Here is a 25,479-nt window from a genome sequence, read left to right on the forward strand (position 1 = left end):
AACGGTCTACTGGCCGGATTGATTTTCCCGGCAGCGACCCCAAAGAAGCCTTGGCCCAAAAGACTTGGGTAAAGACCAGAAAGCGATACGACGTGGACATCTACACCATCATCTTCCTTGCGCTGGCGGTCTTTATTTTTCTGCGGCTGCGTAGCGTGCTGGGGCAGCGGACGGGCAACGAGCGCCCGCCGTTCGACCGCACCGCCCGCAATGCGCTGGGTGGTGCCCCGGACAAGAACGTCGTGACCATGCCGGGCAAGGTGATCGATCAGCCGCCGCTGGCGCCGACGGCCGAGCCGGCGCCGCCGTCGGACCGCTGGAAGGGCCTGACCGAGCCGGGCACCGCACTGGCCCAGGGTCTCGACGCCATCGTCGAGCGGGATTCCACCTTCGACCCGCGCCACTTCCTGTCCGGCGCCCGCGGCGCCTATGAGATGATCGTGCTGGCCTTTGCCAATGGCGATCGCCGCTCGCTGCGCGACCTGCTCTCGTCGGAGGTCTATGAAAGCTTCGACGCTGCGATCAAGGACCGCGAGAAGAACGAGCAGAAAACCGAGACGCGTTTCGTCTCGATCGACAAGGCCGAGTTGGTCGGCGCCGAGCTGCGCGACCGTACGGCGCAGCTGACCGTGCGTTTCGTCTCGCAGATGATCTCGGTCACCCGTGACAAGGCCGGCAACATCGTCGATGGCAATCCCGACAAGGTCGCCGACATCACTGACATCTGGACTTTCGCCCGCGACACCACCTCTCGCGATCCGAACTGGAAGTTGGTTGGCACCGGAAGCGCGAATTAAGCTCTTTCTGAAGAACAGCGCGACGGCGCTTTGCGCAGCTCTCGTCGTGCTGGCTTCGTTTTCGCTTGGCGCCGAGGCCGCGCGGCGCCACTACCGCAGTCATCATTATCGTGATCATCGCGCCCCTGAAATGGCCGCGATCCCGCCGCGTGCACTGCCCTATCCGCAGCTCCCTCTTCCGTTCGAAATTCCCGGCGCGCAATACCTGCCGCTGGCCTGGGCCGACGTGAAGGGCTGGAGCGATGACGATCATCTCGCCGCCTACAAGACCTTTCGCGCCAGCTGCCGCTCGATCAACGCACAGACCGGCGCTCCTGAACCGAAAGCACTTGAAGTGAAGGCTCTCGGCGGCTCGTTGAGCGAGCCCTGCCGCGCCGCCAGGTCGCGCGAGCCGAGCGACGATGCCAGCGCAAAGGCTTTCTTCGAGGAAAATTTTTCGCCGCTGCGAATCTCGCGCCTCGGCGAGCCCGATGGCTTCGTCACCGGCTATTACGAGCCGGTGCTGGAAGGATCGCGCACGCAGAGCGAAATCTACAACGTGCCGGTCTATCGCCGACCCTCCAACCTGTTCGTGCGCGGCTTCAATCAGGCCTCGGTCAACCTGCCCAACAAGGGACCTGTGTATCGCAAGATCGGCCGCCGCAAGCTCGTGCCCTATTACGACCGCGGCGAGATCGAGGACGGCAAGATCGCCGGCCGCGGGCTGGAGATCGCCTGGCTGAAGGACCCGACGGATCTCTTGTTCGCCCAGATCCAGGGCTCGGCGCGGATCAAGTTCGAGGACGGCTCGACCATCCGGCTCAATTACGATTCCTATAACGGCTATCCCTACACGGCGGTTGGGCGCATCCTGATCGAGCGCGGCATCATTCCGAAGGAAGAGATGTCGATGCAGAAGATCAGGGAGTGGATGGCGCAAAACCCTGATGGCGCCAAGGAGCTGCGGCGGCAGAACCGCTCCTACATCTTCTTCCACGAGGTCAATCTGTCCGACAAGGACGAGGCGGTCGGGGCGCAAGGCATTCCGCTGACCGCCGGCCGCTCGATCGCCGTCGACAAGTCGCTGCATGTCTATGGCACGCCGTTCTTCATCGAAGGCGAGCTGCCGATCGAATCCGACCGCGCCAGGACGCCGTTCCATCGTTTGATGATCGCGCAGGATACCGGCTCCGCCATTATCGGGCCTGCCCGCGCGGATCTCTATTTTGGTGCGGGGCTTGAAGCCGGCCGTGTCTCGGGACGGCTGCGCCACCCCATGCATTTCGTCATGCTGGTGCCGAAGAGCCTCGATCCCGCCACGCGCGCGGCCAGGCTGCCGGTGCCGGATCCGCGGCCGTCGGAGAAGATCGCAAAACTGTTTCCGCAAGCACCTGCGGCGAAGCCGGTTGTATCCGTCGCAACCTCAGGCAAGGACGAGACTGTTGCTGTTGCGAGCCCGGTGCCGCTTCCGGCGCCGCGTCCTGTGATAGAACCTGTCCGCGAACCGCGCAGGCACATGAAGACCCGTCCCCACCAGCAATGAAGCGATCGTCCCGTCCGCCCGTGCTGGATCCGCGTCCCTCGCCGCGCCGTCGTGGCTTGAGCGAAGAAGATCGCGAGCTGTGGGATCTCGTCGCCAAGCAGGTCAAGCCGCTGCGGAAGCCTCGGGCGACCAAGCTGCACACCGCGCCGCGCGCTGAGCCGTCGCCGGCAGCACCGGTCGCCAAGCCGGTCACCAAGCCGGTCGCCAAGCAAGCATTGTCGCCGCGACCCCTGGCTGCGGCCTCGGCCGCGCGGCCGTCAAAACCGTCGTTGCCGCCGCTGGCCCCGCTCGGCAAGCGCGAACGCACAAAACTCTCGCGCGGCCGCAGCGAGATCGAGGCGCGGCTTGATCTGCACGGCATGACCCAAACGCGTGCCCACCGCGCGCTGACCGGCTTCCTGCATCGTGCCCATCATGATGGCCTGACCTTCGTGCTTGTGATCACCGGCAAGGGCCGCAGCGGCGGCGAAAGCGGGGTGCTGCGTCGGCAAGTGCCGGAATGGCTGAGCCTGCCCGAATTCCGCGCTTTCGTGGTCGGGTTCGAGGAAGCCGGCATCGGCCACGGCGGTGAGGGCGCGCTGTATGTGCGGATCCGGCGGGCGAGATTCTAGTGGAGTCAAGCCGGGCCCGGGCCCCTCTTGCCTCTCCCGCTTGCAAGCGGGAGAGGGGGCGCACCTTCTCCGAGGTTGCTATTGAGGTCACCTTCAGAACGGCCTCACGATCCCGACGCGCGGGATCAGGGTGATGATCAGGCCGAAGATGTTTGTCTTCCTGTCCTCGGCCGGAATCAGCGGCGTCTCGTGCCTGGCCGGCAGCATCTTCACGGCGTGCAGGATCAGGACCATGCACACCGCCCAATTCGACATCCAGCGCGAATAGTCGAACACCATCGCGAACATCACGAGATAGGCGAGGCTGACGCCGATCAGGGCCGCGATGACGAAGCGGCGGTGGAGCTCGCTCGCGAGGGCGCGGATCAGGTCGGCGAAATAGCGCCATAGCGGCGTGTGGAGCCAGAACAGCAGGGCGAACACGGGAATGCCGAGGCTGTTGTGCGGCAGCCGGGCCCAGGTGTCGGAGATTTCCTTCGAGAGCGGCTGATACCAGATGTAGGCGAACTGCAGCAGATCCTCGCGTGACGGATCGGCCATCCGGCTCTTCAGATAGGCGAGAAAATCAGCCTGCGGGATCGGCATGGTGCCGAGGAATTGCGCTGCGAAGAACAGCGCGCTGATGCAGAGCAATGCCACGAGGCCGAATGCGACATTGGCTCTGGTGATGCCGTACGAGAGATAATGCCTGATGACGACGATGGTGATGATGGTCGGCACATACATCAAGAGATGAATGTGGTGGATCAGCACGAGAATGATCGAGAACAGCGCCGCCGTCGCCACGAACAGCAATGAGCCCGCCGGCATCAGCAGCAGCACCAGCGCTGCGAGGCAGCCATAGATGTCGAAATGGCCGAGCGTGTGCATGAAATTCTTCAGGAAGTACGGCGAGCCCGCGATGAAGACGAACAGCGGCAGCGTCTTCGCGGTGAAGCCGAACGTCTTCTGAAACAGCCGCACGAACAGCGCCAGCGTCGCCAGCCACGCCGTTCCTGAGATCGCGAACACAAGCCACACCGGCACCTTCGCGGTGAACAGCGCAACGATCGCCCCGATCAGGGCGCGCTTGATGAAGCCGAAATGATAGTCGACGACAAGATGGATGTAGGGGACGTAAGGCGGCAGCTTCACCTTGTGAATGAAGACGCCGATGATCACGGCCGCGTTGATCGCGAGCAACAGCCGCCAGGGGTTTTTCTTGACGTCAGCGAGCATGTGGCACTCGTGGCGCGTCAAATTCGAGCGTCGTCCCGGCGAAGGCCGGGAGCCATAACCACGACTGTTTGCTTTGAGCCGGCGCTGGGGCTGCTATCATTTCCAACAAGGATTGCTGGTGAGTATGGGTCCCGGCCTTCGCCGGGACGACACCGGATGAATAGCGCGGCGGGCCCGAATTACAAAATGAACCGGCTCAGGTCGGCGTTCCTGGCGAGGTCACCGACGTGCTTCTGCACGAAATCGGCATCGACCCTGATGGTCTCGCCGTTGCGGTCGGGGGCGGTGAAGGAGATCTCGTCCAGCACCCGCTCCATGACGGTCTGCAGCCTGCGCGCGCCGATATTCTCGACGGTGGAATTGACGGCGACCGCCACGTCGGCGAGCGCGTCGATGGCGCTGTCGGTGATGTCGAGCGTCACGCCCTCGGTCTGCATCAAGGCGACATATTGCTTGATCAGCGAGGCCTCGGGCTCGGTCAGGATGCGGCGCATGTCGTCGCGGGTCAGTGCCTGCAATTCGACGCGGATCGGCAGGCGGCCCTGCAGCTCCGGCAGCAGGTCCGACGGCTTGGCGACGTGGAAGGCGCCGGAGGCGATGAACAGGATGTGGTCGGTCTTGACCGCGCCATGCTTGGTCGAGACCGTGGTGCCCTCGATCAGCGGCAACAGGTCGCGCTGCACGCCCTCGCGCGAGACGTCGCCGGCGGCGCGGCCTTCGCGGGCGCAGATCTTGTCGATCTCGTCGAGGAAGACGATGCCGTTGTTCTCGACCGCGCTGATCGCCTCCAGCGTGAGCTGATCAGTATCGAGCAGCTTGTCGGATTCCTCGTTGACGAGAATTTCGTGCGAGCCCTCGACGGTCAGTCGCCGCGTCTTGCTGCGGCCGCCCAGCTTGCCGAAGATATCGCCGATCGAGATGGCGCCCATCTGCGCGCCCGGCATGCCCGGGATCTCGAACATCGGCATGCCGCCGCCTGAGGACTGCGTCTCGATCTCGATTTCCTTGTCGTTCAATTCGCCGGCGCGCAGCTTCTTGCGAAAGGATTCCCGCGTCGCCGAGCTTGCATTGGCGCCGACCAGCGCATCGAGCACGCGCTCCTCGGCGGCGAGCTGGGCGCGGGCCTGCACGTCCTTGCGCTTCTTCTCCCGGACCTGGGCGATCGCGACCTCGACGAGGTCGCGCACGATCTGCTCGACGTCGCGGCCGACATAGCCGACCTCGGTGAATTTTGTGGCTTCCACCTTCAGGAACGGCGCGTTCGCAAGCCTGGCAAGACGGCGCGCGATCTCGGTTTTGCCGACGCCGGTGGGCCCGATCATCAGGATGTTCTTGGGCAGCACCTCTTCGCGCAGCGAGCCGGTGAGCTGCTGCCGGCGCCAGCGGTTGCGCAGCGCGATCGAGACGGCGCGCTTGGCGTCGCCCTGGCCGACGATGAAACGGTCGAGTTCGGATACGATTTCGCGGGGGGAAAAGTCTGTCATGGCACCTTAGCTAGGATCAGAAACCGGCGGGGACAAGCCGCTTTTTGGGTCATCAGATGATCGGCGGACCGGATTGCCATTGCTTCACGGCCTCGATCGGATGGATCAGCATCAGGATATTGAGCGTCAGATTGTCCCTGATGTGCAGCGCCAGCATGAGCTCGAAGGCGAGCCCGAGCGCGACGGTTGCGGTAACAGGAAGCACGCGTGCGGTGAGGAACCCCAGCACCATGAACAGCGTGTCCGAGACAGAATTGACGATGCTGTCGCCGTAATAATCCAGCGAGATCGTGCCGGCGCGGTAGCGCTCGATGATTACAGGCGAATTCTCGACGATCTCCCAGGCGCCCTCGATCAGCATCGCGATGATCAGCCGTGCCGGCCAGCTGAGATGCCGCGAAAACAGCAGCCACGTCAGCCCGTAGAACAGGAAGCCGTGCAGCACGTGCGAGAAGCTGTACCAGTCGGCGATGTGCTGGGAATTCTCCGAGCTGTTCACAACGCCGTGCCACAGCTTGACATAGCCGCAGGTGCAGATCGGCACGCGCCCCATCGCAAACAGGATCGAGGCCTGCAGCGCCAGCAGCAGCAGCGCGATGCCGAGGAAGGCGAGCGGCGGCAGTGCGGCCCTGCTCTGGCGTGTGCTCGTCAGGGTCACGGCTCACGCACCATCAACAGCGCGGTGCCATCCGGCGTCTCGACCATGCGGTCACGGACGAAGCCTGATTTCTCGTAGGCGCGCAAGGCGCGCAGGTTGAGCGGATCGGGATCGGTGACCATGCGCGGCAGGCCGTTGCCGAACCGCTCATCGACAAATTGGCGGATGAACGCCGAACCATGGCCGCGTCCGATCATGTCGCTGTCGCCGATGAACTGGTCGATTCCACGCGTGCCCTCCGGCTGTGGCCCGAAGCCCGTATTCCAGGCGGTCAGGCGATAGCATTGAAGATAGCCGAACGGCCGGTTGCCGGCCAAGACGATGAACTGCTCCATCGCCGGTTCATCGAGATCGCCGCTGACGAGTGCAAACTGCTCGCCCGGATCGCCCCACCATTCCCGCACATGCGCTTCGCCGAGCCATCGCCGGATCAGCGGCAAATCGGCCGCGCTCAGCGGGTGGAAGGCGTAGCCGGGCTCCACGACCTAACCGGTGGACAGCGCTTCGATGGTGACGTTGCGGTTGGTGTAGACGCAGATGTCGGCGGCGATGTCGAGGGAGCGGCGGACGATGGTCTCGGCGTCCTTGTCGGTGTCAACAAGGGCCCTCGCCGCGGCCAGCGCGTAATTGCCGCCGGAGCCGATCGCCATCACGCCGGCCTCGGGCTCGAGCACGTCGCCGGTGCCTGTGAGCACCAAAGAGACGTCCTTGTCGGCCACGATCATCATGGCCTCCAGCCGGCGGAGGTAGCGATCGGTGCGCCAGTCCTTGGCGAGCTCGACCGCGGCCCGGGTCAATTGCCCCGGATATTGCTCCAGCTTGCTCTCAAGCCGCTCGAACAGGGTGAAGGCATCGGCTGTGGCGCCGGCAAAGCCGCCGATCACATCGCCCTTGCCGAGTTTCCGCACCTTTTTGGCGTTTGACTTGATCACGGTCTGGCCGATCGAGACCTGGCCGTCGCCGCCGACCACCACCTTGCCGCCCTTGCGGACCGTCAAAATCGTGGTGCCGTGCCAGACCGGCGAGCTGTTGTGGGAATCCTGCATGAATGACCCTCGTTGTCCGGCTGATTTAAGCGGTCGGGAGCAGGCGCACAACGGGCCGTTCCGGGCCGAATTTGCTCACCATAGGCAGAAGTAGAGGCCCGGCCAGCCGTTCCCGCAGTAGCGAAGGCGTCATTTGGCTGTTAAGAGACTGGCGTTTTCGGCTCAAAGCTAGAATGGAAACCGATTTTCCATGCGCACCGCGACGATCAAGCGCAAGACCAAGGAAACCGACATCGAGGTCTCCGTGAACCTCGATGGATCAGGCGTGGCCAATATCGCGACTGGCATCGGCTTTTTCGACCATATGCTCGATCTCCTCGCCCGCCATTCCCGCATCGACCTCACGGTCAAGGCGGTTGGCGACCTGCACATTGACTATCACCATACCACCGAAGACACCGGCATCGCGCTCGGCCAGGCGGTCAAGCAGGCGCTCGGCAACATGGCGGGCATCACCCGTTATGCCGGCGTGCACATGCCGATGGACGAGACGCTGACGCGCGTGGTCATCGACATCTCGGGCCGCCCGTTCCTGGTGTTCAAGGCGGAATTTCCCCGCCACAAGATCGGTGAGTTCGACACCGAGCTGGTGCGCGAGTGGTTCCAGGCCTTCGCCATCAACGCCGGCGTGACTCTCCACGTCGAGACCCTATATGGCGATAACAGCCACCATATCGCCGAGTCCTGCTTCAAGGGCCTGGCGCGGGCGCTGCGCACCGCGGTTGCGATCGATCCCAGGGCGGCGGGCGAAATCCCCTCCACCAAGGGCTCGCTTGGCGGCTGACTCTCCATCCTGCCGGCCACGCGCCGTCGGCGGCATCGACTTCATTCTCGAGAGCGGGGCATCGAAAATGCCTGTCTACACAGTTCATGCTCCCTTCCCCGGCGGCGCCGATCTGCGCGCGACCGACAAGTTCGTGTTCGTGCGCGACGGCTTCCATGTCTGGGCGATGATCCTTGGTCCGTTCTGGCTGGCCTGGAACAGGCTGTGGCTGGCGCTGATCGGCTGGATCGTGTTCCTCGCCGCCTTCGATGCGGGGCTATCCAGCCTCGGTGTTGGTCGCCCCTCGATCTTCCTCGCCAACATCATCGTCGCGCTGCTGACGGGCTTTGAGGCCTCGAGCCTGCGCCGCTGGACCCTGTCACGCGGCAAGTGGCGGCAGCTCGACGTCGTCGTCGCCGCTGACCAAGACACCGCCGAGTGGCGGTTCTTCGAGCGCTGGAGCAAGTCACAGCAGGGCATCGTCAACGACCAATGGGCGGTCGATCGCGGCGGCCCGCCGCCGACCCGCAATGTGCCGGGCCAGCCATTTTCGAACCCGCCGCCGCTTCCGGCCGGCGGCATCATTGGATTGTTTCCAGAACCGGGAGGGTCATCACGATGAGCGTCGCCATCATCGATTACGGTTCCGGAAATCTGCATTCCGCCGCCAAGGCCTTTGAGCGCGCCGCGCGCAGCCTGGACAATCCGCAGAAAGTCCTCGTCACCAGCGATCCCGATCAGGCCTATGAAGCCGATCGCCTGGTGCTGCCTGGTGTCGGCGCCTTCGCCGATTGCCGGCGCGGCCTCGATGCCGTCAACGGCATGGTCGAGGCGATCACCGAAGCCGTGCGCGTCAAGGCGCGGCCGTTCTTCGGCATTTGCGTCGGCATGCAGCTGATGGCGAGCCGCGGCAAGGAGCATGTCGTCACCGAAGGCCTGAACTGGATCGGCGGCGACGTCGAGAAGATCACGCCGCGTGACGAGAGCCTGAAGATCCCGCACATGGGCTGGAACACGCTCGAGCTGCTGCAACAGCACCCGGTGCTCGACAAGCTGCCGCTCGGCCCGAACGGGCAGCACGCTTATTTCGTGCATTCCTACCACCTCAACGCGGCCAATGAAGCGGATGTGCTCGCGCGCGCCGATTACGGCGGGCCCGTCACCGCGATCGTCGCCAAGGACACCGCCATCGGCACGCAGTTTCACCCCGAGAAGAGCCAGCGCTTTGGGCTGGCCCTGATCTCGAATTTTTTGCGATGGAAACCGTGATGGCCTCCGCTCTCACCTCGTCATTGCGAGCGCAGCGAAGCAATCCAGCGTCTTTCCGCGGCGGCGGTCTGGATTGCTTCGCTGCGCTCGCAATGACGGAGTGCTTAGCTGGCAGGTGCGTTCCCATGACGGGAACGAGAGCAGGTGCGACATGATTCTCTTTCCCGCGATCGACCTCAAGAACGGTCAGTGCGTGCGCCTCGAGCAAGGCGACATGGCGCGCGCGACCGTTTTCAACCTCGATCCCGCAGCTCAAGCCCAGAGCTTCGTTGCGCAGGGTTTTGAGTATCTCCACGTCGTCGATCTCGACGGTGCCTTCGCCGGCAAGCCTGTCAATGCGCACGCCGTCGAGGCGATGCTGAAGACGATTCCGATCCCGGTGCAGCTCGGCGGCGGCATTCGCGATCTCGCGACCGTCGAAGCCTGGCTTGAGAAAGGCATCACCCGCGTCATCATCGGCACCGCCGCGGTGCGCGATCCGGAGCTGGTGAAGGCAGCGGCCAAGAAATTCCCCGGCCGCGTCGCCGTTGGCCTCGACGCACGCGACGGCAAGGTCGCCGTCGAAGGTTGGGCCGAGACCTCACAGGTGACAGTGCTGGAGATCGCACAGCGATTCGAGGATGCCGGCGTCGCCGCCATCATCTTCACCGATATCGCGCGCGACGGCCTGCTCAAGGGCCTGAACCTCGATGCGACCATCGCGCTCGCCGATGCGATTGCGATTCCCGTGATCGCCTCGGGCGGGCTCGCTTCGATCGAGGACGTCAAGGCCATGCTGACGCCGCGTGCGAAAAAGCTCGCCGGCGCGATCGCCGGCCGCGCGCTCTACGACGGCCGGCTCGATCCAGCCGCCGCCCTCGCCCTGATCCGCAACGCGCGCAGGAGCTGACACATGTTCAAGGTGCGCGTGATCCCCTGCCTCGACGTCAAGGACGGCCGCGTCGTCAAGGGCGTCAACTTCGTCGATTTGCGCGATGCCGGCGACCCCGTCGAAGCCGCGATCGCTTATGACGCCGCCGGCGCCGACGAGCTGACCTTTCTCGACATCACCGCGACCCATGAGAACCGCGGCATCATGCTGGATGTGGTCCGGCGCACGGCCGAGGCCTGCTTCATGCCCGTCACCGTCGGCGGTGGCGTGCGCGAAGTCAACGACATCAAGACGCTGCTGCGCGCCGGCGCGGACAAGGTCTCGATCAACAGCGCCGCGGTGTCGCGGCGCGAGTTCGTCAAGGAAGCTGCCGAAAAATTCGGCGAGCAGTGCGTCGTGGTCGCCATCGACGCCAAGCGGGTCAAGCGCCCGGGCGGCGACCGCTGGGAAATCTTTACCCATGGCGGTCGCAACTCGACCGGCATCGACGCCATCGAATACGCCCAGGAAGTGGTCTCGCTCGGCGCTGGTGAAATTTTGCTCACCTCGATGGACCGCGACGGTACCAGGCAGGGGTTTGACATCCCGCTGACCCGGGCGATAGCCGACAGCGTTCCCGTTCCCGTAATCGCCTCGGGCGGCGTCGGCAATCTCGATCACCTCGTCGACGGTATTCGCGACGGCCACGCCACGGCCGTGCTGGCCGCCTCCATCTTCCATTTCGGGGAATTCACCATTCGTGAAGCCAAGGAGCACATGGCGCGGCGGGGCTTGCCCATGCGCATGGATGCCTGACGACTCCCCTTGGTAAAAATGCTACACAGGCCGATGGGAAAAGGCCTGTCTGGCCGGATCTGTTCCTGAGTATTCCGATGCCGCGTTTCACGATCCATGACCTCGCCCAAACCATCGACGCCCGCGCGGCCTCCGGTGGCGAGGCCTCCTATACCCGCAAGCTGCTCGACAAGGGCGCCGAACATTGCGCCAAGAAGTTCGGTGAGGAAGCAGTCGAAACCGTAATCGCAGCAGTCGAAAACGATCGCGCGCATCTGATCGCCGAAAGTGCCGACCTGCTCTATCACTTCCTTGTGCTGCTCAAGGCGCGCGGCGTAAAGTTGGAAGAGGTGGAAGCTGCCCTCGACAAGCGCACGAATATGTCGGGGTTGGAAGAGAAAGCGTCGCGTAAGGGCTGACAGCATGATCCGGATCCGAAGCACCGCGTTGGCGCAACGTGTGAAGCGGTTTTCCGAAGAGATCATGCGTAGCTGAAGGGCCCCAACGGAAAGGTCGCGTCATGGATATCCGCGCACCGGAGCAGCAATATAATCCTTACCGCGTCTACACGCGCGAAGAGTGGGCGCGTCTGCGCGACGATACCCCGATGACGCTGGAGCCGGGCGAGTTCGACCGGTTGCGCTCGCTGCACGACCGCCTCGACCTGAAGGAGGTCGAGGATATCTATCTGCCGCTGTCGCGCCTGCTCTCGATCTATGTCGATGCGACGCAGCGCCTGTATTACGCGGAGCGGCAGTTCCTCAACATCCGCGACCGCAAGGTGCCCTACATCATCGGCGTCGCTGGTTCTGTCGCAGTCGGGAAGTCGACGACCGCCCGCGTGCTCCAGGCGCTCTTGGCGCGCTGGTCGCCTCGTCCCAAAGTCGATCTGATCACCACCGACGGATTCCTCTACCCGAAGGCCCTGCTCGAGCAGCAAGGCATTTTGCAGAAGAAGGGGTTTCCGGAGAGCTACGACCTGCCGCTGCTGCTGGGCTTCCTGTCCGACATCAAGTCGGGCCGCAGGCACGTGCGCTCGCCGGTCTATTCGCATCTGACCTACGACATCGTGCCGAATGAATGGGCCGAGATCGACCAGCCCGACATTTTGATCGTCGAGGGCGTCAATGTCCTGCAAACCGGCAAGCTGCCGCGCGACGGCAAGGCGGTGCCTGTCGTCTCCGACTTCTTCGACTTCTCGGTCTATATCGACGCCGACGAAGCGGCGCTGCGGCGCTGGTACATCAAGCGCTTCCTGGCGCTGCGCGACACCGCGTTCACCGATCCAAAGTCCTACTTCCACCGCTATGCGCTGTTGTCGGACGAGGAGGCCATCGCCACCGCCACCGCGATCTGGGAGCGCACCAACCTCGCCAATCTCGAGGACAATATCTTGCCGACGCGTCCGCGGGCGACGCTGATCCTGAAGAAGGGCGCGGATCACGCGGTGGAGAGCGTGGCGCTGCGAAGGCTGTAGGCAATGGTGCCGTAGGGTGGGCACAGGCGCGAAGCGCCGTGCCCACGTTTTCCCTGTTGTCACGTGAGAATGCGTGGGCACGCTGCGCTTTGCCCACCCTACGGCAGCTACGGCAGCGTTGCTTGTCGCTCCACCGCGAGCTGCCGTGCCGCCGCCAGCACCGCCAGCGCCTCGTCCAGCTTCTCGCGATCGAGCGGCTTGATCAAAAATCCGTTCATGCCCGCTTCGAAGCAGGCGTAGCGATCTTCCACCAGCGTGTTCGCGGTGAGTGCGAGGACCGGTGTGTGCTGGCTGCCGGTGGCAGCCTCATGGGCGCGGATGCGTTTGGTTGCCTCGATGCCGTCGAGCTGCGGCATCTGGATGTCCATCAACACCAGGTCGTAGGGCGTGCCGGCAGAGCTGGCCGCAAGCCAGGATTCCAGCGCGGCTTCGCCATGGACCGCGATGACGACGCGGTGGCCGAGTTTTGTGAGCAGCGAGCGCATCAGCAGCGCGTTGATCTCGTTGTCCTCGGCGACGAGGATCGAGAGGCCGCCCGCAGGTGCCCTGACTGGCGCCGGCTCGGCGGGATCGGGTGCGAGATCGGGTGATGCGACCTCCGGCGTCAGCGCGAGGCGCGCGGCGAGCGAGGCTGCACGCAACGGCTTGACCAGGAAGCCGGTGAAATCAGCCGAGAATTTTTCATGACGCGAGCTCGGTGTCAGCAGCACGAGGCGCTGCGTCGCATGGGCGCGGGCGGCTTCGCCGACACGATCGGCAACAGCAGCGCCGAGCGCGCGGTCGACCAGCACCGCGTGCCAGGAGCGCTCCGGCAGCAGTGCTTCGGCCACCGCTGCATCTGCGACCAGGCAGGTCTGGCCGCCCCAGCGCTCCAGCCGCCGCGCGATCAGCGACGCTTCGATGCCATCGGCCACCAGCAGGATGGATTTGCCTGATAGGTCAGGGCTCGGAAACGCTGTTCGTCCGGCATCGCCTTGCGACAGCGCGAGCGGAATTGCGACCTCGAAGGTCGAGCCCTTGCCGGGCGCGCTCTCCAGCGTGATGCGGCCGCCCATCCGCTTGACGATGCGTTCGCTGATGGCAAGGCCAAGCCCGGTGCCGCCATAGGTGCGGGCGACGCGGTCGTCGGCCTGCTCGAATTCGCGGAAGATGCGCGATTGCGCCTCGGGCGCGATGCCGATGCCGGTGTCGCGGACCAGGAAGCTGATCTCGTTCGGCCAGATGCCGGGCTCGACGATCAGTGCCACGCCGCCGCTGCTCGTGAACTTGATGGCGTTGCCGGCGAGGTTGAGCAGCACCTGGCGCAGCCGGGCGGCATCGCCGGTGACCTCGAGCGGCAGCCGCTCGTCGACGTAAGCCGCGATCTCGAGCTTCTTGGCCTGCGCGCGCGGCGCCAGCAGCTCGGTGACCTCTTCGATCAGCGTCGAGAGGGCGAAGGGGCGCTGCTCCAGATCAAGCTTGCCGGCTTCGATCTTGGAATAGTCGAGCAGCTCCTCGATCAGCGTCATCAGCGCTTCGCCTGAGGTTTTCACGGCGCGTGCGTAGGTCGTCTGCTCCGGCGTCAGCGTGGTGTCGAGCAGCAGGCCGCCCATGCCGATAATGCCGTTCAGGGGGGTGCGGATCTCGTGCGAGGCCATCGCGAGGAAGCGCGATTTGGCGCGGTTGGCGGCATCGGCCTGGTCGCGCGCATCGGACAGTGCGCGTTCGGTCTCGGTGCGATCGGTCACGTCGCGTCCGACGCTTTGCAGCTCGGCGGGCCGGCCGGCATCGTGCCGGACCAGGCCCTCGCGCCAGGCGATCCAGCGCGCGCCGAGCGGCGTCGATATCTTCTGGTCATGGATGCGCGTGCCGCTCGCTTCGCGCGCACTGTCGCCCTGTTCCAGCACGTCGAAATCGAACCGCGTGCCGACCAGGGCGCTGCGCGCCTGACCGGCCAGCGCGCAATAGGCGTCGTTGGCGAAGGTGATACGGCCCTGATGGTCGCGCAGCACGATCAGGTCGCCCTGCGATTCGAACAGGCTGCGGGCGCGCTCTTCGGCTTCCTTCAGCTCCCAATTGCGGTCGATCAGCGCCTCGTTGTGGGCGGCGAGCTTGCGCATCCGCTTGGCGACGAAACGCAGCCGCATGCTCAGCGTGGCAAGGCCAAGGCAGGCCAGCGCGAACAGGAAGCTCGCACCGATCGCAAAGGCGTTGGGATCGTAGCCCGAATTTTCCGATCGGCTGCCGGTGACGAAGCCATAGGCGCCGCCGAACGTCGCCGAAAAGATCATGAAGGAGCGGATGGCGAAGGCGATCTTCGGGTGGCGGCGCCTGAAGCGGCGCATGCGCACCTTGATCCGGAACGTCCGATCCATCGTCACCGACCCCGACTCTTACCTGCCGCCGCCGCGTGCGACGATGTCCTGCCGACCTTGCGAACAGCTTGAGGCCTTGGGGCGGCCTCGAAACATGGTTGACGAGGTCTTAATGCATCAAAGCGAGGCGGCCTGGAGGGGCCGCGTGTGGTCGCCATGAGCACCGACGATCAGGGCTGCGGCCTCGCGCGGCGAGAACGTCTTCGAGCGGACAAAGATGCGATAATCGGCCGGGCCGTCGCTGGAAAGATAGATCACCGGGCCGCCATCGACAGGTTGCGCTGCGATGGTGATGAGGCGGTTCGCTGGATTGGCCTGGCAGGAATCGGGCTCGGAACCGAGACCATCATCCACGACCGCGAAGTCCGCGGCCTCGGCGTCGTCGGTGAGCTGGACCCGGACCGTGGCGCGCGACGGGTCGTCGGTGAAGGCGACATGGACGCGGGCGGTCCAGAACAGGGATGTGAGCTCGACCGAGGTGTCGCCGACGGCGATGCAGGGCTGCAAGACCGGTCCGATCTCGCCACGGGCGACCACTGCCGCCGCCAACAGGGGAACCACCGAGGCCAGGATCTTGAAACGCAACATGACGCTCTACTCGCCGGGCCCGTACCGGAACTTGTGGGCCCTATGGTTTGCAGAGCGTAAAGGAAACTCGTTACCACCGGGTTGACGCGCGGGAAGATCAGGCGAGCTGGCGCACATCCTCCGCGAGTGCCCGGTAGGACAGCGCTTCGGCCAGATGCAGCCGGCCGATCTTGTCAGTGCCGTCGAGATCGGCGAGCGTGCGCGCCACCCGCAGCACCCGGTGATAGCCGCGTGCCGACAGCCGCATGGTTTCGGCGGCATCGCGCAGCAGCTTTTGTCCCTGCGCGTCGGGCCGGGCAATGTCTTCGAGCACCGACGCCGGCGCCTCGGCATTGGTGCGGACCCGCGGCAGGCCCGCCTGTGCGTAACGCGCGAGCTGAATGTCGCGCGCCGCCGCCACGCGCGCGGCGACTTCAGCGGAGCCTTCGGTCGGTGGCGGCAGGATCAGATCGGCTGCGGTGACGGCCGGGACTTCGATGCGCAGATCGATGCGGTCCATTAGCGGGCCGGAGATGCGCGCCTGGTAATCGCCGGTGCAGCGGTCGATGCGGCCGCGCTTGCAGGCATAGCCGGGCTCGAACGCATTGCCGCAGCGGCAGGGATTCATCGCGGCGACCAGCATGAAGCGGGCAGGGTAGGTGACGCGGTGATTGGCGCGCGACACCGAGACCTCGCCGTTCTCCAGCGGCTGGCGCAGCGAATCCAGCACGCGTGGATCGAACTCGGGCAGCTCGTCGAGAAACAGCACGCCCTGATGCGCCAGCGAGATCTCGCCGGGCTTTGCCCGCGCGCCGCCGCCTGTCAGCGCGGCCATGCTGGCGGAATGATGTGGCGAGCGGAACGGCCGCCGCGACGTCAGCGCGCCACCCTCGATTTCGCCCGCGACCGAGGCGATCATCGAGACCTCGAGCAGTTCGCTCGGCGACAGCGGCGGCAGGATCGAGGGCAGGCGCGCGGCCAGCATGGATTTGCCGGCGCCGGGCGCGCCGATCATCAGCAGGTGATGGCCGCCGGCGGCTGCGATCTCCAGCGCGCGCTTGGCGCTCTCCTGGCCCTTGATGTCGCGCAGATCGAGCAGCGAGCTTGCGGCCTCATGCACTTTCGGCACGGGCCGCGACAGCACCTGCGTGCCCTTGAAATGGTTGGCGATCTGAATCAGCGAATGTGCGGCGACGATCTGGATATCAGGGCTCGCCCACGCCGCCTCCGAGCCGCAGGCGGCGGGGCAGATCAAGCCTTCCTCGCGCGTGTTGGCGCCGATCGCGGCGGGCAACACGCCCGCGACAGGCGCGATCGAGCCGTCGAGGCCGAGCTCGCCGAGCACGGTGAAGCCGGCCAGCGCATCCGGCGGGATCGCGCCGATCGCCGCCATCAGCCCGAGCGCGATCGGCAGGTCGTAATGGCTGCCTTCCTTCGGGACGTCGGCGGGCGCGAGATTGACGGTGATGCGGCGCGCCGGCAGCGCCAGTCCCGAAGCGATCAGCGCCGATCGCACCCGTTCGCGCGCCTCCGACACCGCCTTGTCAGGCAGGCCGACGATGGCGAAGGCCGGCAGGCCCGGCGCGACCTGCACCTGCACGTCGACGGCGCGGGCCTCTATGCCCTCAAAGGCGACTGTCGAAACCCGCTGGACCATGCTGCCCCCTTGCACAATCAAGGGTAGCAGACAGCGATCGCCCTGACAAGAACAATACAGGAACGTGGGCGAGGGCCGCCGGTCCCCTAACTTCAGGTAAACGGGATCAGGACATTAAGCTTCGACTACGCCTCGAATGCGAGTGGCTGCGCTCAGCACATCCCAACACATGTCCGCTACTCCTGAGGCTGCGGGATGGGCCGTGATCTAACGGGTGAAGAATTCAAATGCTTGCAAATCGCCGCAGAAGCGAACGTCGGGTGTGCAGCCGGCTGGCCAAGATTCATTTTGGCGCGGGCTCGCTGCCGCGGGACTGCACGATCACCGATATCTCGGACGGGGGCGTGAAAGTGGTGGCGGAATTTCTGGAAGTGCCGCCGCAATTCACGATCATCTTCGCGCCGGATTACTCCCGCCAATGCCGCCTGCGCTGGCGCATCGGCTGCGAGTTCGGTGCGGAATTTACCGACTAGGTCACATAAGGACGCGTCCTTAACGAGACTTTAGCGTTAATCGGTGAAGCATCTCTGATCAGTCCGCCGGCGGTGATCAGAGTATGTTCAAGCGTTCGTCCCTTGCCCCCTCCCCGGCGAGATTCCTGCTTCCCGCACTCGCGGTGCTGGCCCTCGGCGGCTGCCAGACCACCGGCCTGGACGACGTGACCGGTGCGCTCGGCGGCCGGCCCGAACCTGTCGCAGCGGCCGACGGCAAGCCGGAGATGGCCGCCTTGCGCGAGCGCTATCGCGCCAAGCCTGATAATCCCAACATCGTCCTCGAATATGGCAAGGCGCTGCGCGACAGCGGCCAGCATGCCCAGGCCGTCGCCGTGTTCGAGCAGGCGGTGCTCACCCATCCCAGCAACAAGGCGCTGCTCGCCGGCTATGGCCGTGCGCTCGCCGACAATGGAAATTTCCAGCAGGCTTTTGACGTGCTGGGCCGCGCGCATTCGCCCGAGGATCCTGACTGGCGCATCCTGTCGGCACAGGGTGCGGCGCTCGACCAGCTCGGCCGCAACGAGGAAGCGCAGCAATATTACGCCGCGGCACTGAAGATCATGCCGGAGGAGCCGACCGTGCTGTCCAACCTCGGCCTGTCCTACATGCTGCAAAACAATCTGCCGAAGGCCGAACAGGTGCTCGGCCGCGCCTATCAGCGCAATCAGAACAATGCGCGGATCCGTACCAACCTCGCGCTGGTGCTGGGATTGCAGGGTCGCGAGACCGAGGCCGAAATTCTCGTGAAGGCCGATCTGCCGCCGGACCAGGCCGCGGCCAAGATCACGGCGCTGCGGCAGCTGCTGGCGAAGAAGCAGCAGCAGCGAGCGGAGAAATAATCCGCCGCCATTGCTTGGTGCCTACGACGCCTTGCGATGCGGCGCGGATCCGCGCCCGGTTTTGCCCTTCAGCTTCTTCAGCAGCGGTCCGAGCAACGAGCGCTTCGGTTTCTTCACCTCGCCGCGACCGGCGAGCCGGTTGGCCATGATCTGGAACAGCTCGGTGGTGCGGTGGCTCTTGGAGACCTCCGCGATCATCTGGCCGTTATTGGCCGCGGTCGAGAACAGTTTCGAGTCGAACGGGATCACCGCAAGCGGCTGGCTTTCCATGGTCTTGGCGAACGCCTTGACCTCGATCTCGGCCCGCTTGTGCATGCCGACCTGGTTGATGCAGTAGAGCGGCGGCCGGTCGTTCGGCCGTGCCGTTTTCAGCACCGTCAGCATGTTCTTGGTGTTGCGCAAATTGGCGAGATCGGGCTCGGCCACGATGACGATGTCGTCGGCGTTGACGAGGGCGCGCTTGGTCCAGGCCGACCATTGATGCGGCACGTCGAGCACGATGCAGGGCGTGGTCATGCGCAGCGTGTCGAAGATCGCATCGAACGCTTCCGCGCCGAAATCATAGACGCGATCGAGCGTGGCGGGCGCCGCCAGCAGGCTGAGGTGGTCGGTGCATTTGGCGAGCAGGCGCTCCATCAGCGCCGTGTCGGGTCTGTCAGGCGACAGCACCGCATTGGCGATGCCCTGCGCCGGATCCTGGTTGTAGTCGAGCCCGGCCGTGCCGAAGGCGAGGTCAAGGTCGATCACGACCGAATCGAGCGCGAGGTCGCGCGCGATGGTCCAGGCCACGTTGTGTGCGACCGTGGACGCGCCGACGCCGCCCTTGGCGCCAACCACCGCGATGATGCGGCCGGTGATGATGGCTTCCGAGGCCGAGAACAGGCTGCAGATCGAGCGCACCACGTCGATGGTTTCGACCGGCCCGACCACGTAGTCGTTGACGCCGCGCCGCACCAGCTCGCGATACGGCGCGGTATCGCCGGGATTGCCGATCACGACCACGCGCGTGCCGGGATCGCAGACGCCGGCGAGGTCGTCGAGACCTTCGAGGATGTCGCGTGTGCCGTCGGATTCGATCACGATGACGTTCGGCGTCGGCATCGTGTCATAGACTTCGATGGCCGCGGCAAGTCCGCCGCTCTTGGCGGTGAGATGCGCTTTGGCGAGACGGCGATCCTGGCCGGCCGCGGTCACCGCGGCGAGCGTCTGCTCGGTCTCGCAAAAGGCCTGCACCGAGATGCGGGGAACCGGCGCAATGTGGTCCTCGGGGTGGTGCGGATCGTCCGCCTCTTCGTCGTCGTGGATCTCAGTCATTTGCCTGTGTCGCTGAGTTTGGCCTTGTCAGCCTCGGGATAGGTGGTCGCGGTCGGGTTGCCCTTGCGGTAGCGGTCGAAAGCGATGTCACGCCGCGCCGTATAGACCGGCGTCTCCGCGCGCGGCTGCTCGAGATCGGCGGGGTTGTCGATCATGGCCGCAAGGTTGCGCTGGCTGGCGCAGCCGAAATTGAAATAGGGCCGGTTCTCGTTGTAGCCGGGATCGAGAATCGACGGACCCACGTCCTCGGGCCACAGCCCGCAAGGGCCGGCGACCGCAGTGATCTTGGAATAGCTGAGGCGGATGGTCGGCAGCAGGCCGGGATCTTCAGGGCGATAGGAATGCTGCACGATGGCGCGCGACGGCACGCCGCCGCTGCCCAGGACAGTGCGGATCTCGTGATAGGTCGCAGCAGCTGCGCGGGAATTTGCGGTGTCGATCGGCACGTCGACGACGACCGAGCCGCTGCCCTCGCGGACCCAGTCCTGGGCGATGCCCATCACGTCGGCGTGCTGCTCGGCCGACAGACCGCCGCGCGCCTTGCCGACGAAGATCACGATCGAGCGCTTGCCTTCCTGCACCGCGATCGGATGACGCATGCGGTAGTCGGTCGGCACCGTCTGCGTGGTGACGACCTCGCCCGTGGTGTTGCAGGCCCCGAGCATGACGGACAGCCCCGTCAGCGCGAGCGCGATGCGCAAATTGCGACGTCGATCCGATGTCTTCGTCATCGCCTGGTCCCCTCTTGCCCCGTGTCTCGCCCCGGTCCCCAAACCGCCCGTGTCAGTCGATGATGAAGCCGAAATCGCCCCTGTCGCCGTCGATCGGGTCGACGCGGCGCGCGATGCCGTAAAGCCGGTTCATGCGCCCGAGCAGCGCCGATTGCGCATCCGAGGAGGGTGCGAAGCCGTCATCGGGCCGCGACAATTCCTTCTGGGCGACCGCGCGCACCACATAGGGCGTCACGATCACCATCAGCTCGGTCTCGTTGTTGACGTAGTCCTGGCTGCGGAACAGCGCGCCGAGGATCGGGATCTGGTCGACGCCGGGCAGGCCGTTGACGGCCTGCTTGGTCTGCTGCTGGATCAGGCCGGCCATCGCCATCGAGCCGCCCGACGGGATTTCCAGCGTGGTCTCGGCGCGGCGGGTCTGGACCGAGGGGATGGTGATCGAGTTGTTGGTGCTGCCGGACACCGCCTGGGTCAAGGTGATCGCATTCGTGTTCGACAACTCCGAGACCTCGGTCATCACGCGCAGGCTGATGCGGCCCTCGCTCAGCACGACCGGGGTGAAGTTCAGCGAGATGCCGAACTTCTTGTAGGTGACCTGGGTGGTACAGACATGGGTGACCGGATCGCAGGCATAGCCGCCGGGGATCGGGAATTCACCGCCGGCAATGAAGGTCGCCGATTCACCCGAGATCGCGGTCAGGCTCGGCTCCGCCAGCGTGCGCATCACGCCTGCGGTTTCCATCGCGCGCATGGTGGCGTTCACGGTGGCAACGCCCTTGGCGAGGCCGGTGACGCCGAGCCCGTTGCTGCTGACCAGCGGACCGCCGGAGACCGAGAACGGGTTCGAATTGTTGAAGTTCACGACCGCGGTGCCGGCATTGAGGCTGGCGCTGAGGTCGACACCCAATTGCTTGACAATGTCGCGGCGGACTTCGCCCACCACGACTTTCAGCATCACCTGGTCGCGGCCACGCACGACGATGTTGTTGACGACCTTGTCGGCGCCGCCGACGAGCTTTGCGGCGACGTCGCCGGCCTGCTGGGCCTCGACCGGGCTCGCCACCGAGCCGGTCAGCATCACGCTGTCGCCGACGCCCTCGATCTGCACGCCGGGCAGGGAAGCGCGCAGCGCCGTGCGCATGCCATTGAGATCGCGCTTCACCGCGATGTCGTAGGAGGCGACCTGCTGGCCGTCCGCGGTGAAGAACACCACGTTGGTCTGACCGACCTGGGCGCCGATGATATAGGCTCGTTGCGACGAGCGGATCACCGCATTGGCGATCTTCGGGTCGGCCACCAGCACGTCCTTCACCTCGCGCGGCAGGTCGATGACGACCGACTTGCCGACGCCAAGCGACAGCGAGCGCGTCCTTGCCGACGCAATGGTTGCAACCGGCGCCACGCCGAGGTCCGGCGCCTGCATCGGCACCTGGTCTCCGACCGGCGCATCCGCAGCGCGGACGAGATCCGGGGCTGCGACCAGCCCCAGCAGCATGACAGCCCCTGCCCAGAACGAGCTTGCGCGCTTCCCCCGAATGCGCACGCCCGTCCGATCATCCCCGTAGTTCATCATGTCTCCATCACTTCTGTGACGTCAGCTGCCGCGCCTGTACGCCGTAGCGGATCACGTTCACGCCGGTCTGGCGCTGCTTGAGTGCCTGTTCTTCCGGTCCACCGTCGGAGGCGTTGGCATCGGCGATGCTGCGCAATGCGAGCGTCAGCGTGCCGCCCTGGCGCGAGGCCGAGAGCGTCGCGACCTGGTCGGGCCGGAGCTCGAGCGTGACGGTCTTGCCGAGCACGGCGTTCTGGCCGTCCTTTTCCTTCGGCGCCTGATCAATCGCGAGCACGCGGATGTTGGTCAGGATGACTTCCGACAGGACGAGGTCATTGCCGCCGGTCTGGCCGTTGGGGCCGTCGGGATTCTTCAGGCGGCGCGTCAGGACGATGTCGACGCGGTCGTTCGGCAGGATAAAGCCGCCAGCGCCGGTCTCTGCTGAAATCTCGGTCGATACGGCCCGCATGCCGGAGGGCAGGATCGCGGCCATGAAGCCGGAGCCGTCGGCCTTGACGAGCTTCTGCTCGCGGATCGGCTCGCCCTGCATCAAGGGCACGCGCGCGATCGAGCCGGCGATCTGCGTCTGGGCGTCGGGCCTGCTGTCGCGGCGGATGAAGGCGCTGCTGGCGGTCGCTTGCGGCCAGGTCTGCCATTGCAGATCCTCGGCCTTGACGGCCTGGCCGAGCTGGATGTCGGATTTGGCGACGAGCACGTCGACCGTCGGCAGCTTCTCGACAACAGGGACAACAGCTGCGGGCTTGTTGTCGTAACCGCTGGCCAGATACGCAGCGACGCCGCCGGCGCCGAGCGCAATGACGAGAACGACAATGCGTGCGGTGTTCATACGCTTCTACTCTTACGCGGAGGCACTCGGACCGCACCTGGCGGGCTCCCCCGGCATCGATGAGTAGGGAGTAAAAGTATAAGGGGTGTTGCGAGGCCGAGTGTGACGGCCAGTGACATCGCGGGTTTTGGGCAGATGGTGAATGCCAAGTTATCCCGGTGGCGCGATGGCCCGTAGAAACACGCGGGTGTGCTGCCGCGTTCGGATGAGAACGCGGGGCGTCATGGTGAATGGGTGGTTAGTGAGGGGGCGGGGCGACGTCGTTGTGGCGCTAAGCTAAACTATGCTGCCTGCCGAACGAGATCGCGCACGTATTCCTGAGAGAGCAGGAATTGAGATGTGGTGTCGTAGTCTTCCAGACAATTTGGCATCGTATTCGGGTCGATCCAACGAAGGTCGTTTACCGAGAGCGCAGCCTTTGTTGGAGTGAATTCGGCAGGGCACCGATAGCTAAGCACCATGTGAAGCGTTGTGGGTGAGTGATCAGTTGGCCTGCTATGGACACCAAACCAAGGTTTGATTTCTCCTCCGTACCGGGCTCGTTCTGCCAGACGTCTAGGCAGTCCGATTCCAGAGCAGAGTTCGTCAATTGCGCTGGCCACGATCCCGAACAAACTCTCGAAAAGGAGATCGACTTGTTTCGCGGTAACTGCGCCCCCGAGCCCGATCGTACGACGGCCGTAAAGTGGATCAGTTCTTGGAAAAAAACGACCGCAACGAAATGAAAGAACACGCCTCGTGTCGTGAACGACTACGAAGCTATGCACCGCCGCGGCGGTCTTATCGGCCAAGATGTCTTCTACAGCGCGGTACGAATATTGACCGGCGGACAGACAATCGAGAACTTTGGAGAACGAAACTGTAGCTCCATCCCGACGAAGCAGCCGCTTCAGATCAGCATCCAGTACCAAAACGTCAGTAGCACTCAGCTCTTTACGACGTGGGCGAGCGTAATACTCGCCGATTTCTTGACCTGTCGTCTTTTGGAGGTCGCGCAAAAAATATCGACCGGGCGCGGCACGGAAAAATCTGCTCTCCTCGCCATATTTAGCGATATTTTCGCTCAATCGGGCTTGAAGTGTGCGGTCTTGACGGACCCCATAGAGATGGGCCGGGACGAGCCGCCTTCGGCGTGCCTCTCGGACAATCTCAGCGGCAGACAGAGGTTGTCCAGAGCTAGCGAGCACTTGCTCAGCAATGTGGAGATATGCGCTTGACATTGAATCCGCCTCTAGGGCTGTCAACTATAGTCGAGCGGAAGGCCGAAGGTCTGAGCTGCCGCGATTTACCCACACTATCCCTTAATAAAGTGTGGAGAAGGCCTTTCGCACGCTTGGCTACTGCATGTCCTCGTGTTGTAAATTACTCTACGGCGCAGGTGGACGGAGTGCTCCACCAGTCTATAGGCGGATCGCCGCTACGGAGCGGAAATACGTAGCTTAGCGCCTTTCTGCGTGTGTCAATCGTTGAGCCATCATACGGCATTCCTGCCTCGGCAAATGAATTGCGAATGCTGCTCTTTAAGGCGGCGCGTTTGCGATTAACGTTGCAGAAATCAAACGTGAACTCCGGTTGAAAGAACACGTAGATATTTTGCGTGTCGTTGATCCTTTTCGAATGAGGGGCCGGGTAACACCCAGCAAATAAGTTCAAAAAAATAGGCTCATCAGCAAAGATCAGGTTCCACTCAGGCGCACTGATATCTTCTTTAAGAGAAGCGCGGCAGGATGAGTCGTGTCTTCCCAGCTCGAATACAAAGTCTCGGAATGTAGAAACTACCCGACTAAAATCATCGAAACCGTCCCCCCTAATCCCGATAACAAATCCCTGCAATTTGCTCTTGCGCGCATCTATTAGATGCGCTCTGAGCGCTTTCGCTATTCGAGATACATTCTCTCGAAAGTCCTGCGTGTCTGACCAGGGGGGGCCATATTCAATTGAAGCCGATTGAGCAAATGGGCAGAGAGTTTGTCCCTTAAGCACAGCGAAAGCTCTCACAAATTTAATCCTCGTCTTTGAGCCAATCTCCAGAATTCAAACGATTTCGAGCTTTGAGGTGCCACTCATGGCTGCTGCGAGATTGGACCGCGGCATGCATTCGTCGCGCTGTCTCTGTTTGAAGAGTCTGGCTAACCACTCTTCTGGTGGGATCTAGGGCCTCGGCTATGCGGGCTCCGGCATCTCGCATCTCGCGAAGCTCAAAGTCACAATCAAGCTTATCGGCATCTTTCACGATCTTTGCTTCCAGCGTTGCGCCGGCAAGCATTTCTCTGCGTAGTTCGCTGAGATGAGATGAGATGGAAGTGCTTCCTTCCATTTCAAGCCATGCGGATTCGACGTCATCGTTTCGGTACATCTTCTGCACATAGTTGGCATCACCCACACGGCTCTCATGGAGATCATGAATCAGGGCCATTTGAACCACTCGATCAACTCGAGCGCCTTCTCGAACGGCAATGAGCATCGCAATATATGTCATGCGAAAGCTATGCTCAGCGACATTTGCAAATGGTAGTCCCCCGAACTGGAGCCAAGAGCGATTTATGTGCCTGAGCGTTCCAACTTCATAAAGAAAGTCGACGTCATCATTGATTGCATCGTTCGCGCGAGCTGACGCAGCTTGTTCCATCCTTC

At 63.9% G+C, this 25,479-nt stretch carries 27 protein-coding genes; 12 read left to right on the forward strand and 15 right to left on the reverse strand.

Annotated elements, in window-relative coordinates; translation table 11 throughout:
• Positions 1 to 92 precede the first annotated feature (92 nt).
• From AOQ71_RS24085 to AOQ71_RS24095, 3 genes are read left to right on the forward strand one after another with little or no spacing between them, the layout of a single operon-like run.
• Positions 93 to 797, forward strand: a complete 705-nt coding sequence (locus AOQ71_RS24085; RefSeq protein WP_057752362.1) for a Tim44/TimA family putative adaptor protein — start codon at positions 93 to 95, stop codon at positions 795 to 797.
• Positions 775 to 2,319: a murein transglycosylase A gene (gene mltA, locus AOQ71_RS24090; protein WP_057752004.1), complete on the forward strand. Its 1,545-nt coding sequence runs from the start codon at positions 775 to 777 to the stop codon at positions 2,317 to 2,319. The genes AOQ71_RS24085 and mltA overlap by 23 nt, the downstream gene beginning before the upstream one ends.
• Positions 2,316 to 2,930 (forward strand): Smr/MutS family protein, encoded by a 615-nt coding sequence (locus tag AOQ71_RS24095; RefSeq protein ID WP_057752007.1) that lies wholly within the window; start codon positions 2,316 to 2,318, stop codon positions 2,928 to 2,930. Before mltA ends, AOQ71_RS24095 begins: the two co-directional genes overlap by 4 nt.
• A gap of 93 nt (positions 2,931 to 3,023) precedes the next feature.
• Here AOQ71_RS24095 and AOQ71_RS24100 read toward each other — a convergent pair whose 3' ends face one another.
• From AOQ71_RS24100 to hslV, 5 genes are all read right to left on the reverse strand, one after another.
• Entirely contained in the window at positions 3,024 to 4,148 is a 1,125-nt protein-coding gene (locus tag AOQ71_RS24100; protein WP_057752008.1) for a hypothetical protein, read from the reverse strand.
• 179 nt (positions 4,149 to 4,327) lie between these two features.
• Positions 4,328 to 5,632, reverse strand: coding sequence for an ATP-dependent protease ATPase subunit HslU (hslU, locus tag AOQ71_RS24105; RefSeq protein ID WP_057752011.1), 1,305 nt, complete (start codon positions 5,630 to 5,632; stop codon positions 4,328 to 4,330).
• A gap of 52 nt (positions 5,633 to 5,684) precedes the next feature.
• Positions 5,685 to 6,290: a DUF2585 domain-containing protein gene (locus AOQ71_RS24110; protein WP_057752014.1), complete on the reverse strand. Its 606-nt coding sequence runs from the start codon at positions 6,288 to 6,290 to the stop codon at positions 5,685 to 5,687.
• Positions 6,287 to 6,772, reverse strand: a complete 486-nt coding sequence (locus tag AOQ71_RS24115) for a GNAT family N-acetyltransferase (RefSeq protein WP_057752017.1) — start codon at positions 6,770 to 6,772, stop codon at positions 6,287 to 6,289. The genes AOQ71_RS24110 and AOQ71_RS24115 overlap by 4 nt, the downstream gene beginning before the upstream one ends.
• Positions 6,773 to 6,775: 3 nt before the next feature.
• Positions 6,776 to 7,336, reverse strand: a complete 561-nt coding sequence (hslV, locus tag AOQ71_RS24120) for an ATP-dependent protease subunit HslV (protein ID WP_057752020.1) — start codon at positions 7,334 to 7,336, stop codon at positions 6,776 to 6,778.
• A 190-nt stretch (positions 7,337 to 7,526) separates the two neighbouring features.
• On the opposite strand from hslV, the gene hisB reads away from it, so the two are divergent.
• The 7 genes from hisB (at position 7,527) to coaA (ending at position 12,490) form a co-directional block, all read left to right on the forward strand.
• Positions 7,527 to 8,120 carry an imidazoleglycerol-phosphate dehydratase HisB gene (gene hisB / locus AOQ71_RS24125; RefSeq protein WP_057752023.1) on the forward strand — a complete coding sequence of 198 codons (594 nt, stop codon included), beginning with the start codon at positions 7,527 to 7,529 and terminating at the stop codon, positions 8,118 to 8,120.
• A gap of 67 nt (positions 8,121 to 8,187) precedes the next feature.
• Complete coding sequence (locus AOQ71_RS24130) at positions 8,188 to 8,721, forward strand: DUF2628 domain-containing protein (RefSeq protein ID WP_057752026.1); 534 nt, start codon at positions 8,188 to 8,190, stop codon at positions 8,719 to 8,721.
• Complete coding sequence (gene hisH / locus AOQ71_RS24135) at positions 8,718 to 9,368, forward strand: imidazole glycerol phosphate synthase subunit HisH (RefSeq protein WP_057752029.1); 651 nt, start codon at positions 8,718 to 8,720, stop codon at positions 9,366 to 9,368. The genes AOQ71_RS24130 and hisH overlap by 4 nt, the downstream gene beginning before the upstream one ends.
• Positions 9,369 to 9,519: 151 nt before the next feature.
• Entirely contained in the window at positions 9,520 to 10,257 is a 738-nt protein-coding gene (gene hisA, locus AOQ71_RS24140; protein WP_057752032.1) for a 1-(5-phosphoribosyl)-5-[(5-phosphoribosylamino)methylideneamino]imidazole-4-carboxamide isomerase, read from the forward strand.
• A gap of 3 nt (positions 10,258 to 10,260) precedes the next feature.
• Positions 10,261 to 11,034, forward strand: a complete 774-nt coding sequence (hisF, locus tag AOQ71_RS24145) for an imidazole glycerol phosphate synthase subunit HisF (protein ID WP_057752035.1) — start codon at positions 10,261 to 10,263, stop codon at positions 11,032 to 11,034.
• A gap of 77 nt (positions 11,035 to 11,111) precedes the next feature.
• On the forward strand, positions 11,112 to 11,432 hold the full coding sequence (locus AOQ71_RS24150) for a phosphoribosyl-ATP diphosphatase (protein ID WP_057752038.1): 321 nt from the start codon (positions 11,112 to 11,114) through the stop codon (positions 11,430 to 11,432).
• Positions 11,433 to 11,533: 101 nt separating this feature from the next.
• On the forward strand, positions 11,534 to 12,490 hold the full coding sequence (coaA, locus tag AOQ71_RS24155) for a type I pantothenate kinase (protein ID WP_057752041.1): 957 nt from the start codon (positions 11,534 to 11,536) through the stop codon (positions 12,488 to 12,490).
• 107 nt (positions 12,491 to 12,597) lie between these two features.
• On the opposite strand, the gene AOQ71_RS24160 is transcribed toward coaA, so the two are convergent.
• From AOQ71_RS24160 to AOQ71_RS24170, 3 genes are all read right to left on the reverse strand, one after another.
• Positions 12,598 to 14,844: an ATP-binding protein gene (locus AOQ71_RS24160; RefSeq protein WP_057752365.1), complete on the reverse strand. Its 2,247-nt coding sequence runs from the start codon at positions 14,842 to 14,844 to the stop codon at positions 12,598 to 12,600.
• A gap of 117 nt (positions 14,845 to 14,961) precedes the next feature.
• On the reverse strand, positions 14,962 to 15,432 hold the full coding sequence (locus AOQ71_RS24165) for a hypothetical protein (protein WP_057752044.1): 471 nt from the start codon (positions 15,430 to 15,432) through the stop codon (positions 14,962 to 14,964).
• 97 nt (positions 15,433 to 15,529) lie between these two features.
• Positions 15,530 to 17,068: a YifB family Mg chelatase-like AAA ATPase gene (locus AOQ71_RS24170; RefSeq protein WP_057752047.1), complete on the reverse strand. Its 1,539-nt coding sequence runs from the start codon at positions 17,066 to 17,068 to the stop codon at positions 15,530 to 15,532.
• Between the two features lie 227 nt (positions 17,069 to 17,295).
• Here AOQ71_RS24170 and AOQ71_RS24175 point away from each other — a divergent pair, with 227 nt between their 5' ends.
• Together AOQ71_RS24175 and AOQ71_RS24180 are read left to right on the forward strand one after the other, a co-directional pair.
• Positions 17,296 to 17,541, forward strand: a complete 246-nt coding sequence (locus AOQ71_RS24175) for a PilZ domain-containing protein (RefSeq protein WP_011083489.1) — start codon at positions 17,296 to 17,298, stop codon at positions 17,539 to 17,541.
• A gap of 83 nt (positions 17,542 to 17,624) precedes the next feature.
• Complete coding sequence (locus AOQ71_RS24180; protein WP_057752050.1) at positions 17,625 to 18,401, forward strand: tetratricopeptide repeat protein; 777 nt, start codon at positions 17,625 to 17,627, stop codon at positions 18,399 to 18,401.
• Positions 18,402 to 18,422: 21 nt separating this feature from the next.
• Here the strand turns inward: AOQ71_RS24180 and AOQ71_RS24185 are convergent, their stop codons facing one another.
• The 7 genes from AOQ71_RS24185 to AOQ71_RS24210 form a co-directional block, all read right to left on the reverse strand.
• Positions 18,423 to 19,715 carry a CpaE/TadZ family protein gene (locus AOQ71_RS24185; RefSeq protein WP_057752053.1) on the reverse strand — a complete coding sequence of 431 codons (1,293 nt, stop codon included), beginning with the start codon at positions 19,713 to 19,715 and terminating at the stop codon, positions 18,423 to 18,425.
• Positions 19,712 to 20,446: a CpaD family pilus assembly protein gene (locus AOQ71_RS24190; protein ID WP_057752056.1), complete on the reverse strand. Its 735-nt coding sequence runs from the start codon at positions 20,444 to 20,446 to the stop codon at positions 19,712 to 19,714. Before AOQ71_RS24190 ends, AOQ71_RS24185 begins: the two co-directional genes overlap by 4 nt.
• A gap of 52 nt (positions 20,447 to 20,498) precedes the next feature.
• Complete coding sequence (locus AOQ71_RS24195) at positions 20,499 to 22,016, reverse strand: type II and III secretion system protein family protein (RefSeq protein ID WP_083514471.1); 1,518 nt, start codon at positions 22,014 to 22,016, stop codon at positions 20,499 to 20,501.
• Between the two features lie 10 nt (positions 22,017 to 22,026).
• Positions 22,027 to 22,845, reverse strand: a complete 819-nt coding sequence (gene cpaB, locus AOQ71_RS24200; RefSeq protein ID WP_057752062.1) for a Flp pilus assembly protein CpaB — start codon at positions 22,843 to 22,845, stop codon at positions 22,027 to 22,029.
• A 281-nt stretch (positions 22,846 to 23,126) separates the two neighbouring features.
• Positions 23,127 to 24,065 carry a winged helix-turn-helix domain-containing protein gene (locus tag AOQ71_RS43815; protein WP_083514460.1) on the reverse strand — a complete coding sequence of 313 codons (939 nt, stop codon included), beginning with the start codon at positions 24,063 to 24,065 and terminating at the stop codon, positions 23,127 to 23,129.
• Between the two features lie 142 nt (positions 24,066 to 24,207).
• Positions 24,208 to 24,828, reverse strand: a complete 621-nt coding sequence (locus AOQ71_RS43820) for a YqcI/YcgG family protein (protein WP_162268403.1) — start codon at positions 24,826 to 24,828, stop codon at positions 24,208 to 24,210.
• A gap of 19 nt (positions 24,829 to 24,847) precedes the next feature.
• Positions 24,848 to 25,474 (reverse strand): HD domain-containing protein, encoded by a 627-nt coding sequence (locus AOQ71_RS24210; protein ID WP_057752068.1) that lies wholly within the window; start codon positions 25,472 to 25,474, stop codon positions 24,848 to 24,850.
• Positions 25,475 to 25,479 lie beyond the last annotated feature (5 nt).

The sequence above is a fragment of the Bradyrhizobium manausense genome, assembly GCF_001440035.1.
In the GTDB taxonomy this organism is placed as follows: domain Bacteria; phylum Pseudomonadota; class Alphaproteobacteria; order Rhizobiales; family Xanthobacteraceae; genus Bradyrhizobium; species Bradyrhizobium manausense.